Origin of the sequence: Variovorax sp. PAMC26660 (genome assembly GCF_014302995.1) — a bacterium.
Taxonomy (GTDB): Bacteria; Pseudomonadota; Gammaproteobacteria; order Burkholderiales; family Burkholderiaceae_C; genus Variovorax.
The window spans coordinates 5,101,056-5,120,434 of record NZ_CP060295.1 but is presented as its reverse complement, the minus strand read 5'-3'; the positions used below and the strand labels follow the sequence as shown (position 1 = coordinate 5,120,434).

Below are 19,379 nucleotides of genomic sequence, written 5' to 3'. Positions count from 1 at the left end.
CTTTTTTTGATCAGTTGTTCTTCGCGTGGGCCTGCAGCCAGATGGCCACCTGCTCGCGTTCTTCGGGGGTGTAGTGCAGCCCCAGCTTGGACCTGCGCCACAGCACGTCTTGCGCGCTGACGGCCCATTCGTGGTCCTGCAGGAAGCGCAGTTCGCGCTCGTGCAATCCGGGTGCAACCTCTGCGCCCATGTCATCCATGGACTGCGCATCGCCGAGCAGTTCCGCCACGCGGGCGCCGTAGCCACGGGCCAGCCGGCGCGCGAGCTTGGCGGAGAGCCATGTGTACTTTTCACACACCGCCGCCACGAAGCGCTCGAAATCGTCGTCGGGCCTTTTCGCGGCGCCGATCCAGGCCGACAGGTCGCCGCCCGCGAGGAAGGCGCCATCGGTCCATGCCGGGCGCTGCGCGGTCGACTGGCCCAGCATCTTGCCGACCTCGTCGGCCGCGTCTTCGGCCAGCTTGCGGAAGGTGGTGATCTTGCCGCCCCACACCGACAGCAGCGGCGCGGCGGTGGTGTTCGACTCCAGCATGTAGTCGCGGGTGACGGCGGACGGGTCGCCCGATGCGTCGTCCAGCAGCGGGCGCACGCCCGAGTAAGTCCACACCACGTCGGCCGGCACGATGGCCTTCTCGAAGTAGCGGCTGGCCTGGGTGCAGAGGTAGTCGATCTCTTCCTGCGCAATGCGCGCGGCGCCGGGGTCGTCGCCGTTGAGTTCGATGTCGGTGGTGCCGATCAGCGTGAACTCGTCCTGGTAGGGAATGGCGAAGATGATCCGCTTGTCGGGGTTCTGGAAGATGTAGGCATGGTCGTGCTCGAACAGGCGCGGCACCACGATGTGGCTGCCCTTCACGAGCCGCAGGCTCTTGGTGGCCAGCGCCTCGCCCTTGGCCGACTGCGCCACACCGCGCAGGAACGATTCGGCCCATGGCCCCGCGGCATTGACCACGGCGCGGGCACGCACGGTGCGGTGCGCGCCGTCGGCCCCTTCGAGGGTGGCGATCCAGCCGTCGCTGCCGCGCTGCGCATGAACGCAACGGGTGCGCGTAAGGATCTCGGCGCCGCGCGATTGGGCATCGAGCGCATTCAGCACCACGAGCCGCGCGTCGTCGACCCAGCCGTCCGAGTAGATGAAGCCGCGCTTGTACTGGTTCTTGAGCGGCTTGCCGGCCGCGTGCCGGCGCAGGTCGACGCTGCGCGAACCGGGCAGCACCTCGCGCTTGGCCAGGTGGTCGTACATGAACAGGCCGATGCGGATCATCCAGGCCGGGCGCATCGACGGGTCGTGCGGCATCACGAAGCGCAGCGGCCACATGATGTGCGGCGCGCTCTTGAGCAGCACTTCGCGCTCTTGCAGCGCCTTGCGCACCAGCGAGAACTCGTAGTACTCCAGGTAGCGCAGGCCGCCGTGGATCAGCTTGGTGGAAGAAGACGAGGTGTGCGAGGCCAGGTCGTCCTTCTCGCACAGCACCACGCGCCAGCCGCGGCCCGCGAGATCGCGTGCAATGCCGCAGCCATTGATGCCACCGCCGACGATCAGCACGTCGCAATCGGAAGCCGGATCGGGCGTTTGGGAGGAGAAATCGCTCACGGGAATGGGGTCCGCAGGGATGTGACTTTGGTCACCGACGGCGGCCATTGTATTTTCGAGTTTTTTCATTTGGATTCCTTTTAGCGCGATTTTCCTCCGAGTTTTCCCTTACTCGGATTCGTTTTCTTTCGTTTTAAAGTGACACGCGCTGTACCCTTGCCCGCAGTCTTCCAGCCCTGCACGACGCCCTTGTGAACTCCAATCCGCGCCAGATCAATCTCCTGGACACCGTGCGCACGCGCGGCTCCGTCACCGTCGAACAACTGGCCGACATGCTCGGCGTGACCCTGCAGACCGTTCGCCGCGACGTGCAGCGGCTGGCCGACCAGGGATTGCTGACGCGTTTCCACGGCGGTGTGCGTGTGCCCAGTTCCACCACCGAGAACATCGGCTACCAGCAGCGCGAAACGCTGAATGCCGAAGGCAAGGCGCGCATTGCCCGCCGTGTGGCCGAGCTGGTGCCGAACGACTGCTCGCTGATCCTGAACATCGGCACCACCACCGAGGCCATCGCCAAGGCGCTGCTGCGCCACACGGGGCTGCGCGTGATCACCAACAACCTGAATGTGGCGACCATCCTGAGCGGCAACACCTCGTGCGAGGTGATCGTGGCGGGCGGCTCGGTGCGACCGCGCGACCGCGCCATCGTGGGCGAGGCGACCATCGACTTCATTCGTCAGTTCAAGGTCGACATTGCGCTGATCGGGGTGTCGAGCATCGAGGCCGATGGCTCGCTGCGCGACTTCGACTTGCGCGAGGTGAAGGTGGCGCAAACCATCATCGCGCAGGCGCGCGAGGTGTGGCTGGCAGCGGATGCGAGCAAGTTCAACCGGCCGGCGATGATCCAGCTCGGCACGCTGTCGCAGATCGACCGGCTCTTCACCGATGCGGAGCCGCCTGTGCCTTTTGCCGATCTGCTGCATGCGGCGCAGGTGCGTCTTGAGATTGCGCGCGATTGAGTTGGAATGCGCTTTTTTGTCTGTCGCGTTGGGCTTGCTTCGAGGCGCTGCTGTTCAGGGCGGCACTCCCGCCGACACGGTGCTCTTTTTTGCGAATGTCCCCCGCTCCGCTCCTCCTTTATTTCGCGAAAAAAAGCCCCGTATCGACGTGAGCGCTCAGAGCGGTCGTTGATCGGCGATACACCAGCAGCGTGTCCATGTGCGAATGACACCAGGTGCTCCCCGCAGCGAAATAAAGGAGGAGCGAAGCGGGGGACATTCGCACAGGGGAGCACCTGGTGTCATTCGCACTCGCCCTGAATGAACCCGAACCCGCCCCCACCCCGAACAACAGCGCAAAGAAACGCAAGTTCAGATTCCGAGGAACATTGAACCCATGACCTACCTGCTCGCCCTCGATCAAGGCACCTCCAGCTCCCGCAGCATCGTGTTCGACCGCGAAGGCCACATCGTCGCCATCGCGCAAAAGGAACTTACCCAGATCTACCCGCAGCCGGGCTGGGTCGAACACGACCCCATGGAAATCTGGCGCAGCCAGCTCGCCACTGCGCGCGAAGTGCTCGTGAAAGCCAAGCTGCAGGCCAGCGACATCCACGCCATCGGCATCACCAACCAGCGCGAGACCACCGTGCTGTGGAACCGCGCCACCGGCCAGCCCGTGCACCACGCCATCGTGTGGCAAGACCGCCGCGCCGAGCCGCTGTGCGCGCAACTGCGCGACAAAGGCATGAGCGACACCATCCGCGAGAAGACCGGGCTGGTGATCGACGCCTACTTCTCCGGCACCAAGCTGCGCTGGCTGCTCGACAACGTGCCCGGCGCACGCGCCCAGGCCGAACGCGGCGAGCTGGCCTTCGGCACGATCGACAGCTGGCTGATGTGGCAGCTCACGGGCGGCAAGGCGCATGTGACCGATGTGAGCAATGCCTCGCGCACCATGCTCTTCAACGTACACCGCAACGAATGGGACGATGAACTGCTCGCGGCGCTGAAGATCCCCGCTGCGCTGCTGCCCAAGGTGCAGCCGTCGAGTTCGCATTTCGCCGACACCGATGCTGCATTGCTCGGCCGCGCGCTGCCCATCGGCGGTGTCGCGGGCGACCAGCAGAGCGCCCTGTTCGGACAGGCCTGCTTTGAAGCCGGCATGGCCAAGAACACCTATGGCACCGGCTGCTTTTTGCTGATGCACACGGGCGGCGCCTTCCAGCCTTCGCACAACGGCCTGCTGGTAACCAGCGCCGCGCAGACCGACACCACGCCTCAGTACGCCATGGAAGGCAGCGTGTTCGTCGGCGGCGCCGTGGTGCAGTGGCTGCGCGACGGCCTCAAGGCCATCAAGGGCAGCGCCGAGGTGCAGTCGCTCGCCGAAAGCGTGCCCGACGCGGGCGGCGTGATGATGGTGCCCGCCTTCACCGGCCTGGGCGCGCCCTACTGGGATGCGGATGCGCGCGGCACCATCACCGGCCTGACGCGCGGCACCACCGTCGCGCACATCGCGCGCGCCGCGCTTGAAAGCATCGCCTACCAGAGCGCCGCCTTGCTGCAGGCCATGAGCCGCGACGCGGTGGCGGCCGGCGGCAAGCCGGTGGCCGAGCTGCGCGTGGACGGCGGCGCGAGCGTCAACGACCTGCTGATGCAGTTCCAGGCCGACCTGCTGGGCATTCCGGTAGTGCGGCCCGAAGTGATCGAGACCACCGCGCTGGGCGCTGCTTATCTGGCGGGCCTGTCGACCGGCGTCTACAGCGACGCGCGCCAGTTGTCGAAGCTCTGGAAAATCGAACGGCGCTTCATGCCCACGATGGGCCGCGCGCAGGCCGAGGAATCGATGGCGCGTTGGGAGCGTGCGGTGCGGCAGGCCACTGCCACCTGATCCTTCGACCCATCGATCCGTTGTCCCCAAAGACCCCGCGACCGCCGGGGCACTGGGGTCTGCAGCACATGCAGCGGGGCAAAATCCGGCCGCCCCTACCTGCCGCGCAGTACTTTTGACCTCCTCTTTCAACGAAGCGGCCGTTTCCCGGAACGCGTCTCGCAAGAACGCCCTGCTCGCTTGCGGCGTGGTCGGCGTCACATTGCTGGCGTTGATCGCCCTGGGCCACGACGGCCGCCGCATCGCCCAGCTCGCAGTGCTCGCCGCGCCACTGGTGCTGTGGCTCGCATGGCCCTTGCGCAGCGCACGCATGCGGCGAGTGCGCACGGTGACGGTCTGGCTCTGGGCCATGGGCTTTGCGCTGGACGGCGTGGTGCGTGCCTACCTGCTCGACACCTATCAGGCCGCGCCCGACGGCGCCATGGTGCTGGGCGCAGCGGCCAACACCAATGCACGCGAAAGCGGCGAGTACCTGCAGATGCACTGGCGCTCCGCCGTCATCTGGTCGGGTGCACTCGCCATCGCGGGTGTGCTGGTGGGCGTGTTCGCGCGGCGCGGTGCTGTCGCCGAGGCGCCCACTTCTTCCGTGCGTCCACGCCTGCCGTTCTGGACAAGATCGCTCGTGCTGGTGCTGTTGCTGATCGCCTGCGTGGCCTACTTGAGCAAGCCGTGGCGCCGATTGCATCCGGCGATCTTCTGGGTCAACTGGTCGCACTCAGTGCAGACCTTGCGCGCCGCCTGGGCAAACCAACAAGAAGTGCGCGACCGATCAATGGCACAGGCCAAGGCCATCGCGCCCGTCATCACGAAAGCAGGCCCCTCCACGGTTGTGCTGGTCATCACCGACAGCATCAACCGCGACAACATGGCGCTCTACGGCTACGGCCGCCCGACCACGCCGCGCCTGCAGGCGCACAAGGCGCAGGCCGGCGACCAGATGGCGGTGCTGCAGAACGCATGGTCGGTGGACGCCAGCACATTGCCCGCGTTGCGCAACATGTTTTATTTCGGCCTGCCCGAGAGCGAAAACCCGCCGCACGTGCTGGCCCTGGCGCGCGCGGCCGGCTACAAGGTCTGGTGGATCAGCAACCATGACGACCTGGCCATCGAGCAGCAGCATGCGCGCTTCGCCGACGTGGTGGACATGGTCAACCGCACGCCCGGCCGCGCCAGTGCCTCGCTGGACGGCGAAATCCTCGATTGCGTGCAAGAGGCGTTGGCAGACACGAGTACCGACCGCAAGCTGATCGTGGTCCACCTCATGGGCGCGCACCCGCACTACAGCCTGCGCTTTCCCGAAAACGCCAACCCCTTCGACGACAACGTCGATGCGGTGGAAACCGCTCTGGTGAACAACGGGCGCTCGACGTGGGTGCGGCGCTTTCGCCAAGAGTACGACGCGGCGCTGCTGTACCACGACTTCGTGGTGTCGGAGCTTCTGCAGCAGACGCGCAGCGCCGGCAAGAGCGACGACTACCGCGCATGGATGTACCTGTCGGACCACGGTCAGGAAGTGGGCCACGGCAGCGACCGTGCGGGCCACAGCCCTTCGACCGCATCGGGCTATCGCATTCCGGCCGTGGTCTGGCGCAACAGTGAGGCGCTCCCGGCCGGCGCTGCGACGCAGCAGCCCTTTCGCGCGGACTGGACAGGCTGGACCTTGATGGACCTGCTTCACATCCAGTGGAGCGGGCAGATGCACGAACGCAACGTGCTGGGCGCCAGCTATCGCTGGCAGGCGCCGAAGATTCCCGTGGCGGTGGAGTCGTTCTCGCGCTGAAGGCCTCGCGGCCCTGAAAGCTCTTCGGGCCGGAGCGCCGTACAGCACGTCGGAGCGCAGTACGTACTTGGTTCCAGACTCGATGGCGGCGCCTTCATGCCACGTGTCGTGAATGAAAAGCAGGGCCGCGCCGGTCTCGGGCTTCACGCGGAATTCCCGAAAATCGGTGTCGCCGCCGGTGAAGCCATCGTTCAGGTACACGAGCAGCGTGAGCTGGCTGGTGAGCCCGTCTTCATGCCAGGGGCCGTCCTTGTGCATCTTGAAGCGCTGGCCAGGCGAGTACTTGTAGAAGCGCAGATCCTTCGGCAGACCCTTGGGAACTTGCGCATCGACCTGCGGCAACGCCAGGCTGCCAAGGCGCTGCCACAGCAGATCGACCCAGGCCGGTGACGGCAGCATCGCGCGCTCGTTGTTGCGGATCATCGGCATGGCCTTCGGTCCGTCCGCAGTCCGCACGCCGGCCGAGGCGAAGCCCTCGCTCTCGGCCAGTGCGATGAGCTGTTCGCACTCTTCGGGCTCGAGAAAGCCCTCGATGGAAAAAGCGCGGGACGAATGGGCCGTCAGCCGCATCGGCGCACGCCCAATCAGTGCGCGGGGACCAGGAAGTCCTGGCTGATACGTCCGCCCAATTCATTCACGCGGTCGAGGAACTGCGTGAGGTAGGCGTGCAACCCCGTCGCCAGGATCTCGTCGACGCGCGCGTACTGCAGGTCGGCCAGCAGCTTGCCGGCGCGGCGCTGCGTTTCGGCGCTCTGCTCGTTCTGCACCTTGGCGAGGTTGCTCACCACTTCGGCCAGGCTCGCATGCAGCGAACGCGGCATGTCGGCGCGAAGAATCAGCAGCTCGGCCACGCGCTCGGGCTTGATCACGTCGCGGTACACCTTGCGGTAGACCTCGAAGGCCGAGACGCTGCGCAGGATCGCGCTCCAGTGATAGAAGTCGTACTCTTGGTCTTCCTCGGTGGCGGCACCGAAGAACTCGCTGTTGAGCGCGTGGAACTTCACGTCCACCAGCCGCGCCGTGTTGTCGGCACGCTCGAGAAAAGTGCCCAGGCGCGAGAAGTAGAAAGCCTCGTCCTGCAGCATCGTCCCCAGCGTGACACCGCGCGACAGGTGCGAGCGGAACTTGACCCACTCGAAGAACTGGCCGGGGTCGCGTTCGAAGTCGCCGGCGCGCAGCATGCGGTTGACTTCAAGCCAGGTGGTGTTCTGGGTTTCCCACGCCTCGGTGGTGAGTGCGCCGCGCACGGCGCGCGCGTTCTCGCGCGCGGCCTTGAGGCAGGAAACGATCGACGAGGCGTTGCTCTCGTCCTTGACCATGAACTCCATCACGTCGTGCGGCGTGATCTGCTCGTACTTCTTGTTGTACAGGGGCAGCAGCTCGCTGATGGACAGCACGCCTTGCCAGCCGTACTTGGCGACTTCGGCGGACTGCGGCAGCAGCGAGGTCTGGTAGTTGACGTCGAGCATGCGCGCGGTGTTCTCGGCACGCTCGGTGTAGCGGGACATCCAGTAGAGATGGTCGGCGGTGCGGGACAGCATCTTTTGCGCTCCTACTACGATTGGCTTTGCGACTGCGTGGCCGCCTTGGGCTTGGGCGTGCGGTCGGCTTCGAGAATCCAGGTGTCCTTGGTGCCACCGCCTTGCGACGAGTTGACCACCAGCGAACCTTCTTTCAGCGCCACGCGCGTGAGGCCGCCGGGCACCATCTGCACTTCGCTGCCCGAGAGCACGAAGGGGCGCAGGTCGATGTGGCGCGGTGCGATGCCGGCGTCGACGAAGGTGGGCGAGGTCGACAGGCTCAGCGTGGGCTGGGCGATGTAGCCGTCGGGCTTGGCGATCACGGCCTTCTTGAAGTCCTCGATCTCGGCCTGCGTGGCAGCCGGGCCGATGAGCATGCCGTAGCCGCCTGCCCCGTGCACTTCCTTGACGACCAGGTCCTTCATGTTGTCGAGCGTGTACTGCAGCTCGTCCTTGTTGCGGCACATGTAGGTGGGCACGTTCTTCAGGATCGGCTTTTCGCCGAGGTAGAACTCGATCATCTTGGGCACGTACGGGTAGATCGACTTGTCGTCGGCCACGCCCGTGCCCACCGCATTGCAGATCACGACGTTGCCCGCGCGGTAGGCGCGCATCAGGCCGGCGGTGCCGAGGGTGGAAGTGGAGCGGAACACGTCGGGGTCGAGGAAGTCGTCGTCGACGCGGCGGTAGATGACGTCGACGCGCTTCGGGCCGCGCGTGGTGCGCATGTAGACGAAGTCGTCCTTGACGAACAGGTCCTGCCCCTCGACCAGCTCGATGCCCATCTGCTGCGCAAGGAAGGCGTGCTCGAAGTAGGCGCTGTTGTACATGCCGGGCGTGAGCACCACCACCGTGGGCTCGGCCGTGGCGGCCGGCGCGCTGGCGCGCAGGGTTTCGAGCAGCAGGTCGGGGTAATGGGCGACGGGTGCGATGCGGTTCTGGTTGAACAGCTCGGGAAAGAGCCGCATCATCATCTTGCGGTTCTCGAGCATGTAGCTCACGCCACTGGGCACGCGCAGGTTGTCTTCGAGCACGTAGTACTCGCCGTTGCCATCGGCGTCGGGCGCGCGCACGATGTCGATGCCCGAGATGTTGGAGTAGACGTTGTGCGGCACGGTCACGCCCATCATCTCGGGGCGGAACTGGGCGTTGTTCAGGATCTGCTCGGCCGGAATGATGCCGGCCTTGATGATGTCCTGGTCGTGGTAGACATCATGCAGGAAGCGGTTGAGCGCCGTCACGCGCTGCACCAGCCCCTTTTCCATGCTGTCCCACTCGTGGGCGGGAATGATGCGGGGCAGCAGGTCGAACGGGATGAGCCGCTCGGTGCCGGAGCCGTCTTCATCCTTGGCGCCATACACCGCGAAGGTGATGCCGACCCGGCGGAAAATCATTTCCGCCTCTTCACGCCGCGAACGCATCACCTCTCCGGGTTGCTTCGCGAGCCATTGGTCGTAGCGCTTGTAGTGCTGTCGGATTGCAGCCCCTGCGTAGGGCAACTGCTCATACATCTCATCGAATTTGTGCATGGAACGACCAATCTCCTTGAGCCATAGCTTAGCAAGTTCAGGGCCAGTGAAACCCCTAATCTGCTGGCCAAAGACGGGCCGCGAGACTTTTTCTCGTTACTGCAGGGAGCCTTCGTCCAGCGCCCGCTTCTTGCGGGGCGACAGGAATTCCTTGATGCGCTCCCCGCTTTCGTCGCTGTAAAGACTCGCGACGAAGGACTCCCGCTCGGCGTCGAGCTGTTCGCGCCGGCTTCGGCCGCGCGCCGAGTGCACCAGTTGCTTGATGCGCGCCTGAACCTCGAACGGGCCGCGCGCGAGCTGCTGCGCCCATTCCAGCGCGGTGGCAAAGGCACTGCCATGCGGCACGATCTTGTTGACCACGCCCCAGTCGTAGAGCCGGCCGGCGGTGCACGGCGTGCCGTCGAGCAGCATTTCGAGCGCGGCCTGCGGCGGCAATGCGCGCACCAGCGAATCGGTGCCGCCGCCGTCGGGTGTCAAACCGACGTTGACATAGGACATGGCGAACTTCGCATCCTCCGCCGCGACGATCAGGTCGCAGGCCAGGCACAGCGAAAAACCGCCGCCCATGGCCGCGCCCTCGACCGCGGCAATGATGGGCTGGGGCGCTTCCTCGATCGCCATGATCCATTCGTGCAGCGCCTCGATATGGCCTTGCTGCTCGGAAGCCGGCAGCCTGCGCTGGCGGGCCAGCCGCCGCAGATCGCCGCCGCCGCTGAAATGTTCGCCCTCCCCGCACAGCACGATGGCGCGCACGGTGCGAAAGCCCGAGGTGGCCCGTATCGCCTTGGCCGCCGCGCGGTAGACCGATGGATTGAGCGCATTGCGGGCGGCGGGGTTGCTGAGGGTCAGGATCAGCACCGGGCCTTCGCGGTGCATCTTGAGCCGGGCCCCCGACGCGGATGCCGCATTGGCGCTGGTGATGGCGGGAACGGCGGCCGTCATGCCGTCCGCCCGAAAAACTGCCTTTGCCGCGGATCGTTGTCATTGCGCATGTCGTCCCCTTGTGTTTTGTGTCCGACCTCTCCAACGGATCGGACTCTTCATTGCAAGACTCGGCAACTGCTTTTTCACCGCTCTTTTGACAATTTATTCACATTTCCGAGGATTGTCAGTCGATCTCGACTCGCCCGATGCGGGCCGGGAGCAAGGCGTGATGCCAGTAGCGCGCCATGCGCTCGCGCTCGCAGGCCACGTCGCCGGGCTCGGCGCTGCGCCAGAGGGCTGCCCCGCATCGGACGCTGTCGACCACCCGCACCCCGCGCGCCGCATAGCGCGCCATCACCTGCGCCGCCGGATGCCCGAACCGGTTGCGGTAGCCCGCCTGGACCAGCGCGACGCGCGGCCGCACGGCATCGAGCAGCCACTCGCTCGACGAAGACTTGCTCCCGTGATGGGGCACCAGCAGCACATCGGCCGCGAGCGCCGGATTCCGCTGCACCAGCGCCCGCTCCTGGTCACGTTCGATGTCGCCAACCAACAGCGCCGTCGCACGCCCATTGCCGATGCGCAAGACGCAGGAGATCGCATTCGGCTTGACGCCCGCCCGGTAGTCCGAGGCGAGCGGATGCAGGATCTCGAAATGCACGCCGTCCCAGTCCCATTGCTGGCCGGCCTCGCAGGGCGGCCCCGGGCGCAGTGACCGCAGCGGGTGCGTGGGCTCGATGGAACTCAGCAACGCGGCCTGTGGCTGCGTCGCCAGCACCGCAGACGCGCCGCCGGTGTGGTCCGAATCGCGGTGGCTCAGCAGCAGCATGTCCAGCCGTTCGCCATGCGCGCGCAGCAGCGGCACGAGCACGCGATGGCCGGCATCGCTTTCGAGGCTGTAGCGCGGCCCGGCGTCGTAGAGCAGGCTGTGCGTCGCGGTACGCACCAGCACCGCGTTGCCCTGCCCGATGTCGGCTGCGAGCAGCTCGAATTCGCCGGTGGCAGGCCGTGGCGCCTGCCACAGCAGCACCGGCAGCAGAAGCGGCAACCCGAGGGTGCGCAACGACCACGGCAACGACATGGCGAGCAGCACGCCGCCCGCCACGCCACCAGCCGCCATCCATCCCGGCGGCGCGGCCATCGACAGCGTGGCGAAAGGCAGACCGGCGCCCCACTGGAGCAGCACCACGAGCGCATGCACGGCCCAGCCCGCGAGGTCCCACAGGGGCGGCACCGCTGCACCCAGCATGGCCAGCGGCGTCACCACCAGCGTGACCCACGGAATGGCGATCGCATTGGCCAGCAAGCCGACCAGCGACACCTGCTGAAACAGCAGCAGGCTCAGCGGCGTGATCGCCAGCGTGATGACCCATTGCTCGCGAAAGAGCTGGAACACATGCGCGCGAAAACCCTTCTTCGCCTCGCCGGGCGCCGCCACGTCGGTGGCGAACAGCACGCCCACCGCCACGAAGCTGAGCCAGAAGCCGGCCTGCATCAAGGCCCATGGATCGAGTGCCACCACCACCGCCGCGGTCAGCAGCCACACATGCGGCCAGGGCCAGCGCCGCCCCGAAAAGCGCAGCAGTGCGACGGTCGCCAGCATCCAGACCGTGCGCTGCGACGGCACGCCCCAGCCGCTGAACAGCGCATAGAGTGCGGCCAACAGCACGCCGCCGACCAGCGCGGCCTGCTGCGCGGGAAGCCACAGCATCAGCCGCGCACTGCGACGCCACAGCAGACCGACAACGTGCGCGGCCAGCCACGCGAACATGGTCACGTGCAGCCCCGAGATCGACATCAGGTGCGCCACGCCGGTCGCGCGAAACACGTCCCAGCCGGCGCGGTCGATGGCGCCCTGGTCGCCGGTGACCAGCGCGGCGATCACGCCGGCCTGCCTGCGGTCGGGCACGCGCTCGAACACCTTGTCGCGCACGGCCTCGCGTGCGCGTTCGATCGGATGCCGCCATGTGACGGCCACGAGCGCAGGTGCCGCATCGCGCGCGCCGGTTCGCACATAGCCGTTGGCGTGCACGCCCTGCTCCCACATCCACAGCTCGCTGTCGAAACCGTGGGGATTGACGTTGCCATGCGGCGCCTTGAGCCGCACCGTCAGGCGCCATCGCTCGCCGGCATGCAGCGAGCCCACGGTGTTTGCGGAGGGCATGCGCTCTTCGGAAGACCGCCCCCACAGGCCGGTGTTCTCGGCATACCAGCCCAGCGCGATGCGCTCCGGCACGGTCGGCGGGGCTTCGGTGGTCGTGCCCGTGCCGGCCCAACGCGCCGACTCGACATCGAGGCGAAAGCGCGTGGCGACCTCGCCGCGCTGCGGCATCTCCGACACCACGCCGGTGACCTGCAGGTCACGCCCTTCGAGTGCCGGGTCCAATGCACCGCCCGCATGGACCACGGCGCGCCAACCCGCTTGCCCCGCGCCTGCCAGTGCCCCGCACATCAGCGCGATGACCAGAAGCCCCCAGCCCGGATTTCGCCGCGCCAGCGAAGACGGCCGCCATGACCACCCCATGACAACAAGCGCCGTGAGCAAAAGCGTGACATAAGCCCACGTCTGCCAGAGCGCCGGCTGCCGCAACTGCAAGGCCGCGCCCAGCACCGAACCACCCAGCAAGGCGAAGGCCCACGAACCAGCCGCGGCATTGCCGGACGCGCGCGGCGCCGTCACCGAAGAACCTCGGAACACATGATGCAAACCCTCCCCGAACCCACGCTCAGTGGCGCGTTAATTGCTTGGCTTCTGGGCTAGTATGCGTCTCACCAGAGACATCTTTTCGATGCAATCTGTCAGTACTGCACACAAAAACGCATGTCAATTCACGCCGCACTCCACCACGTCACCCACTACAAATACGACCGCCTGGTGCAGCTGGGCCCGCAGGTCGTTCGGTTGCGGCCCGCGCCACATTGCCGCAGCAATGTCATTTCGTACTCGCTGCGGGTCGAGCCCGCGGAGCACTTCGTCAACTGGATGCAGGACCCGTTCGCCAACTACCAGGCGCGGCTCGTATTCCCGGAGAAGACGCGTGAATTCAAAGTCACGGTCGATCTCGTCGTCGAGATGGCGGTCTACAACCCCTTCGACTTCTTCCTCGAACCGCAGGCCGAGAACTTTCCGTTCAAGTACACAGCCTCGCAGGCCGAAGAACTCGCGCCCTACCTCGTGGCCGATCCGGTCACACCGCTGCTGGAGGCCTACCTCGACAAGGTCGACCGCAAGGAACAGCGCACCATCGACTTCCTGGTCGGCATCAACCAGCAGGTGCAGCAGGACGTCAACTACCTCATCCGCATGGAGCCCGGCGTGCAGACGCCGGAAGAAACGCTCACCAACGGCAGCGGCTCGTGCCGCGACTCGGGCTGGCTGCTGGTGCAACTGCTGCGCCACATGGGCCTGGCCGCGCGCTTTGTCTCGGGCTACCTGATCCAGCTCACGCCCGACGTGAAGTCGCTCGACGGCCCCAGCGGCACCACGGTCGACTTCACCGACCTGCACGCCTGGTGCGAAGTGTTCCTGCCCGGCGCAGGCTGGATCGGCCTCGATGCCACCTCGGGCCTGATGGCCGGCGAAGGCCACATTCCACTGGCCTGCACGCCGACGCCTTCGAGCGCGGCGCCCATCGAAGGCGGCGTGGACGAGGCCGAGGTCGAGTTCGGCCACGAGATGACCGTCACGCGCATCTACGAATCGCCGCGTGTCACCAAGCCCTACACCGAAGAGCAGTGGTCCGAGGTGCTGGCCCTGGGCGACGTGGTCGATGCGCGCCTGAAGGCCGGCGACGTGCGCCTCACGATGGGCGGCGAGCCGACCTATGTGGCCACCAGCGACCGCGACGCGCCCGAATGGAACACCGACGCCCTGGGCCCCACCAAGCGCGGCTACGCCACCGAACTGGTTCACAAGCTGCGCGCCGAATACGGCAACGGCGGCTTCCTGCACTTCGGACAGGGCAAGTGGTATCCGGGCGAGCAACTGCCGCGCTGGGCGCTGTCGATCTTCTGGCGCGCCGACGGCCAGCCGTTGTGGCACGACCCCGAGCTGTTCGCCGACGAGCGCGTGCCCACGCACTACACGAGCGAAGACGCACGCCGCTTCACCACCGTGCTGGCGCACAAGCTCGGCATCACCGAGCGCTACATGCAGGCCGGCTACGAGGACGTCTACTACTACCTCTGGCGCGAACGCCGCCTGCCGGTGAACGTCGACCCCTTCGAGTCGAAGCTCGACGACGAACTGGAGCGCGTGCGCCTGCGCCGCGTCTTCACGCAAAAGCTCGATGCGGTGATCGGCTACATGCTGCCCATCGAGCCCGGCAACGCGGACGGCGACGCCCCCGCGCTCGAAGGCCCAAGCTGGAAGACCGGCCCCTGGTTCCTGCGCGACGACCGCCTCTTCCTGATTCCAGGCGACTCGCCCATGGGCTATCGCCTGCCGCTCGACTCGCAGCCGTGGGCCAGCAAGGGCGACTACCCCTACCTGATCGAGCGCGACCCGACCGCGCCGCGAGGCGTATTGCCCAGCGCAACCGACTACCGCACACGCTATGCCGCAACGTCGGCCGCGCCGACTGAAGGCTTGGGCGCCGTGCCCTACACCTTCGGTGCACCGCCCGTGGTGCCCGCGGCTGTGCGAATGCAGGGGCCCGCAAGCGCTGCTGCAGCGGCAACAACGACCGCGTCGGCAGCCTCGGCAACGACCAACCCCGAAGCCATCGACACCAGCGCCACGCGCCAGCCGCGCCGCGGTGAATCGGCCCACTGGGTAACGCGCACCGCGCTGTGCGTCGAAGTGCGCGACCCGCGCCGCGCCAACGGTCCCTCGGCCGAGAAAAAGGGCAGCGCATCGGGCGTGCTCTACGTCTTCATGCCGCCGCTCGCGCGCCTGGAGGACTACCTCGACCTCGTGACCGCTGTCGAAGCCACGGCCAAGCAACTGGGCGTGAAGATCGTGATGGAAGGCTATCCGCCGCCGCGCGATCCGCGCCTGAAGATGCTGGCCGTCACGCCCGACCCGGGCGTGATCGAAGTCAACATCCATCCGGCCCACAACTGGAAGGAACTGGTCGAGCACACCGAGTTCCTCTACAACGCCGCCTTCGAGACGCGCCTGTCGGCCGAGAAGTTCATGACCGACGGCCGCCACACCGGCACCGGCGGCGGCAACCACTTCGTGATGGGTGGCGCCACGCCGGCCGACAGCCCGTTCCTGCGCCGGCCCGAGCTGCTGGCCAGCCTGCTGCTGTACTGGCACAACCACCCGTCGCTGAGCTACCTGTTCTCGGGCATGTTCATCGGCCCGACCAGCCAGGCGCCGCGCGTGGACGAAGCGCGCAACGACCAGGTCTACGAGCTTGAAATCGCCCTGCAGGAAATCGCGAAGAACCGCGAAATCTACGGCGCCAACATGCCGGCATGGCTGGTCGACCGCACGCTGCGCAACATCCTGATCGATGTGTCGGGCAACACGCACCGCAGCGAGTTCTGCATCGACAAGCTCTACTCGCCCGATTCGAGCACCGGCCGTCTCGGCCTGCTGGAGCTGCGCGCCTTCGAGATGCCGCCGCATGCGCGCATGAGCATTGCGCAGCAACTTCTGATTCGCGCGCTGGTCGCCCGCTTCTGGGACGAGCCCTACAAGGCCCCCGTCACGCGCTGGGGCACCGAGCTGCACGACCGCTTCCTGCTGCCGACCTTCGTCAAGATGGACTTCGACGACGTCATCAGCGAAATGCGCCAGGCCGGCTTTGCGTTCGACCCCGACTGGTTCGCGCCGCACTTCGAATTCCGCTTCCCGCTGGTCGGCCAGATGCAGGCGATGGGCGTGGAGCTGTCGCTGCGCAACGCACTGGAGCCGTGGCACGTGATGGGCGAGGAAGGCTCGGCCGGCGGCACGGTGCGCTATGTCGATTCGTCGCTCGAACGCATCGAGGTGCGCGTGACCGGCCTGAACGAAAGCCGCCACGTCGTCACCGTCAACGGCAAGGTGCTGCCGCTGCAGCCCACGGGCGTGACGGGAGAGTTCGTCGCGGGCGTGCGCTACAAGGCGTGGAATCCCCCCTCGGCGCTGCACCCCAGCATCGGCGCCCATGCGCCGCTGACCTTCGACCTCGTCGACACCTGGATGAAGCGCTCGCTGGGCGGCTGCCAGTATTTCGTCGCCCACCCGGGCGGGCGCAACTACGACACCTTCCCGGTCAACGCCTACGAGGCCGAAAGCCGCCGCCACTCGCGCTTCACCCGCATGGGCCACACGCCCGGCCTGCTGCGCACGCCGCCCGCCACCATCGAGCTGCCGGGCAGCCGCGAGTTCCCGTTCACGCTGGATCTGCGGCGCTGAGGGGTCTCCTAGCACATTGCCCGAACGGCCATGCCGTGACGGCAGTGTGACAATCCCCCTCTGTGGAACCTTTGAACGAATCCCTGTTCGACGCCCAGGCACTGGAGTTTCCAGCGGCCCTGGCGTCGGCGCTCGCACCGGCCGCCCTGCCCGGTCATTTCGACGAACTGCGTGGGCAAGCCACGCCGGCCGCCCCTGTGCGGCCCGTTTCGGGCGGCGCGCCGACGCCGCCGCCCGCACCGCTGCTCTACGACACGGCGGCTGAACGACCGGCGGCACCGGCGCCATCCCAGTCGCAGTCTCAATCGCAGTCCCAGTCGTCCTCGCAGCAATCGCAGACACAAACGCAGTCCCAGTCCGGCGAACAGCCTGCGCTCACGCCCGCCTGGAACGCCTTCTTCGAGCAGCTCGGCCCCGGCGGCTTCAACGACCTGCCCCGGCGCGCGGCCAGCCTCGAGCGGCAGATCCGCGACAACGGCGTCACCTACAACGTGTACGCCGACGCCAACGGCCCGCAGCGGCCGTGGTCGCTCGATCTGTTCCCGCTGATCGTCTCGCCGGAAAGCTGGAGCCAGATCGAAGCCGGCGTGCTGCAGCGCGTGCGCGTGCTCGACCGCGTGATGGCCGACGTCTACGGCCCGCAGCAGTTGCTGGCCGAAGGCCTGCTGCCGCCGGCGCTGGTGCGCGGCCACCCCGGCTATCTGCGCGCGCTGCACGGCGTGAAGCCACCGGGCGACACTTGGCTGCACATCGCCGCCTTCGACCTCGCACGCGGCCCCGACGGCAACTGGTGGGTGGTGTCGCAGCGCACCCAGGCGCCTTCGGGCCTGGGCTATCTGCTTGAAAACCGTCTTGCCATCACGCGGCAGTTTCCTCAAGCTTTCGAGGCCCTGCAGGTGCAGCGCCTGGCCGCCACCTACAGCGCCATGATGGACGGCCTGCAGCGCATGTGCCCGGCCGGCGTGCCGCCGCACATCGCGCTGCTGACGCCCGGCCCGTACAACGAAACCTACTTCGAGCACGCCTACCTTGCGCGCTACCTGGGCGTGACGCTGGTCGAGGGCAGCGACCTCACGGTGCGCGACCAGCGGCTCTACCTCAAGACCCTGCAGGGCCTGCGCCCGGTGCACGGCCTCATCAAGCGGCTCGACGACCAATACCTCGACCCGCTGGAGCTGCGCCCCGATTCCACGCTCGGCGTGCCCGGGCTGCTGCAGGCGATTCGCGCCGGCAATGTGCTGGTGGCCAACATGCCGGGCTCGGCCTTCCTCGAATCGCCGGCGCTGCTCGGCTTCCTGCCGGGGCTGGCGCGCCGACTGATCGGTGAAAAACTCAAGCTGCCCGCGCTGCCCACCTGGTGGTGCGGCGAGCGCGCCGCGCTCGAAGCGGTGCTGCCGCAGCTCGGCGACTGCGCCATCAAGCCCACCTACCCCGGCTTCGAAGGCCGCGCCAGCTTCGATGCGGTGCTCGGCAGCCAGCTCAGCCGGCGCGAGCTGGACGAATGGGCCGGGCGCATCGTGCGCCAAGGCGATGTGCATACCGTGCAGGGCTACCAGCCGCTGTCGCAGATGCCGACCTGGGCCAACGACCTCGGCCCCGGCCACATCGCGCCGCGCGCGGTGCTGCTGCGCGTGTTCGCAGTGAGCGACGGCGCGCAGTCGTGGCGGGTGCTGCCCGGCGGCTTGGCGCGGCTCGCGGGGTCCGATGCGCAGATCGCGTCGATGCAGCGCGGCGGCAGCAGCGCCGATGTGTGGGTGCAGACCCACGGCGAAGTCGACCGCACCACGCTGCTGCAGCCGCACGCCACGCCGGCGTCGCTCGCACGGCACCGTGCCCCGGTCACCAGTCGCGCCGCCGAGAACATGTTCTGGCTGGGCCGCTACACCGAGCGCGCAGAAAACGCGGTGCGCCTGGCGCGCCTCACGCTCAACCTGCTGGGCGGCGAAGACCAGTCTTCACGCCCGCTGCTCGAATGGCTGCACCGCATGGCGCTGCGCAATTCACTGGTGCCGGCCGAAGTGCCGAGCGCGCCGCAGTCGCGCCGCGTGTTCGAGCGCGCGCTGGTGGCCGAGCTCGGCGACGTCGACAAGGGCGGCAGCGTCGGCTACAGCCTGCGCTGCATTCGCGAAGCCGCAGCCGCGGTGCGCGAGCGACTGTCGCAGGACAACTGGAACCAGATCGTGCGCGCCGAAGCCGATTTCTTGCGGCGCGCCGCAGAGCAGGCCGACGAAGGCAGCTTTGCCACCAGCGCCGCGCTGCGCGCGCTCGAATCCGCCAGCACCGCGCTGGCCGCGATGACCGGCGCGCAAACCGACCGCATGTCGCGCGACGACGCGTGGCGCCTGCTCTCCATCGGCCGCCACATCGAACGCCTGGGCTTTCTGTCGAACGCGCTGGAAGCCGGCTTCGAGAACGGCGCCGTGCATGAAGTGAGCGGCTTCGAGGCGATGGTGGCGATGTTCGACAGCACCATCACCTTCCACGCCCGCTACCAGCAGCGGCGCGACGTCGCCACGCTGGTCGACCTGCTGGTGCTCGACGCCGAGAACCCGCGCTCGCTCGCCTGGGTCACGCAGACCCTGCGCGGGCGCATCGCGCGGCTGGCCGGCAGCGCGCCCGGCAAGCTGACGGCCCTGTCGTACGAGCTGCCCGATCCGGCCACCTGGACGCTGGAGCACCTGTGCGCCGCCGGGCCCGACGCGAACTACCCCGCGCTCGTGCAGTTGCTCGCCAACTGCGAGACGGCGGCCTACCATGTGTCGGACGCCATCAGCACACGCTACTTCACGCTCACATCCGAATCGCTGCGCTCCGTAGGCGCTTGATTCCATAACGATATTTCGCAGGAGGCATTTCC

10 protein-coding genes and 1 pseudogene are annotated in these 19,379 nt (G+C 67.2%); 5 read left to right on the top strand and 6 right to left on the bottom strand.

The window, feature by feature from the left end:
• Positions 1 to 10: 10 nt before the first annotated feature.
• Positions 11 to 1,660 (bottom strand): glycerol-3-phosphate dehydrogenase, encoded by a 1,650-nt coding sequence (gene glpD / locus H7F35_RS24150; RefSeq protein ID WP_187109089.1) that lies wholly within the window; start codon positions 1,658 to 1,660, stop codon positions 11 to 13.
• 122 nt (positions 1,661 to 1,782) lie between these two features.
• Here glpD and H7F35_RS24145 point away from each other — a divergent pair, with 122 nt between their 5' ends.
• From H7F35_RS24145 to H7F35_RS24135, 3 genes are all read left to right on the top strand, one after another.
• Positions 1,783 to 2,550 (top strand): DeoR/GlpR family DNA-binding transcription regulator, encoded by a 768-nt coding sequence (locus H7F35_RS24145; RefSeq protein ID WP_187109088.1) that lies wholly within the window; start codon positions 1,783 to 1,785, stop codon positions 2,548 to 2,550.
• 376 nt (positions 2,551 to 2,926) lie between these two features.
• On the top strand, positions 2,927 to 4,420 hold the full coding sequence (glpK, locus tag H7F35_RS24140) for a glycerol kinase GlpK (RefSeq protein WP_187109087.1): 1,494 nt from the start codon (positions 2,927 to 2,929) through the stop codon (positions 4,418 to 4,420).
• A gap of 115 nt (positions 4,421 to 4,535) precedes the next feature.
• Positions 4,536 to 6,200 carry a sulfatase-like hydrolase/transferase gene (locus H7F35_RS24135; protein WP_187109086.1) on the top strand — a complete coding sequence of 555 codons (1,665 nt, stop codon included), beginning with the start codon at positions 4,536 to 4,538 and terminating at the stop codon, positions 6,198 to 6,200.
• 117 nt (positions 6,201 to 6,317) lie between these two features.
• Here the strand turns inward: H7F35_RS24135 and H7F35_RS34860 are convergent.
• The 5 genes and pseudogenes from H7F35_RS34860 to H7F35_RS24110 form a co-directional block, all read right to left on the bottom strand.
• Positions 6,318 to 6,458: pseudogene (locus tag H7F35_RS34860) on the bottom strand (hypothetical protein); the annotation flags it as partial.
• 326 nt (positions 6,459 to 6,784) lie between these two features.
• A complete protein-coding gene (locus H7F35_RS24125) occupies positions 6,785 to 7,741 on the bottom strand; it encodes an alpha-E domain-containing protein (protein WP_187109085.1) in 957 nt (318 codons plus the stop codon).
• A gap of 14 nt (positions 7,742 to 7,755) precedes the next feature.
• On the bottom strand, positions 7,756 to 9,249 hold the full coding sequence (locus H7F35_RS24120) for a circularly permuted type 2 ATP-grasp protein (RefSeq protein WP_187109084.1): 1,494 nt from the start codon (positions 9,247 to 9,249) through the stop codon (positions 7,756 to 7,758).
• Positions 9,250 to 9,345: 96 nt separating this feature from the next.
• Complete coding sequence (locus H7F35_RS24115) at positions 9,346 to 10,191, bottom strand: oxepin-CoA hydrolase, alternative type (protein ID WP_187109083.1); 846 nt, start codon at positions 10,189 to 10,191, stop codon at positions 9,346 to 9,348.
• A gap of 166 nt (positions 10,192 to 10,357) precedes the next feature.
• Complete coding sequence (locus tag H7F35_RS24110; protein WP_187109082.1) at positions 10,358 to 12,853, bottom strand: DNA internalization-related competence protein ComEC/Rec2; 2,496 nt, start codon at positions 12,851 to 12,853, stop codon at positions 10,358 to 10,360.
• Positions 12,854 to 12,994: 141 nt separating this feature from the next.
• Here H7F35_RS24110 and H7F35_RS24105 point away from each other — a divergent pair, with 141 nt between their 5' ends.
• Both H7F35_RS24105 and H7F35_RS24100 read left to right on the top strand, forming a co-directional pair.
• Positions 12,995 to 16,522, top strand: coding sequence for a DUF2126 domain-containing protein (locus H7F35_RS24105; protein ID WP_187109081.1), 3,528 nt, complete (start codon positions 12,995 to 12,997; stop codon positions 16,520 to 16,522).
• A 62-nt stretch (positions 16,523 to 16,584) separates the two neighbouring features.
• Complete coding sequence (locus H7F35_RS24100; RefSeq protein ID WP_187109080.1) at positions 16,585 to 19,347, top strand: circularly permuted type 2 ATP-grasp protein; 2,763 nt, start codon at positions 16,585 to 16,587, stop codon at positions 19,345 to 19,347.
• The last annotated feature ends 32 nt before the right edge of the window (positions 19,348 to 19,379 follow it).

What these genes read in the sequence shown, in the direction of transcription:
- glpD (WP_187109089.1), bottom strand. Translation starts at nt 1,660, where the DNA reads ATGAAAAAACTCGAAAATACAATGGCCGCCGTCGGTGACCAAAGTCAC.
- glpK (WP_187109087.1), top strand. Translation starts at nt 2,927, where the DNA reads ATGACCTACCTGCTCGCCCTCGATCAAGGCACCTCCAGCTCCCGCAGC.
- H7F35_RS24125 (WP_187109085.1), bottom strand. Translation starts at nt 7,741, where the DNA reads ATGCTGTCCCGCACCGCCGACCATCTCTACTGGATGTCCCGCTACACC.
- H7F35_RS24120 (WP_187109084.1), bottom strand. Translation starts at nt 9,249, where the DNA reads ATGCACAAATTCGATGAGATGTATGAGCAGTTGCCCTACGCAGGGGCT.
- H7F35_RS24115 (WP_187109083.1), bottom strand. Translation starts at nt 10,191, where the DNA reads ATGACGGCCGCCGTTCCCGCCATCACCAGCGCCAATGCGGCATCCGCG.
- H7F35_RS24105 (WP_187109081.1), top strand. Translation starts at nt 12,995, where the DNA reads ATGTCAATTCACGCCGCACTCCACCACGTCACCCACTACAAATACGAC.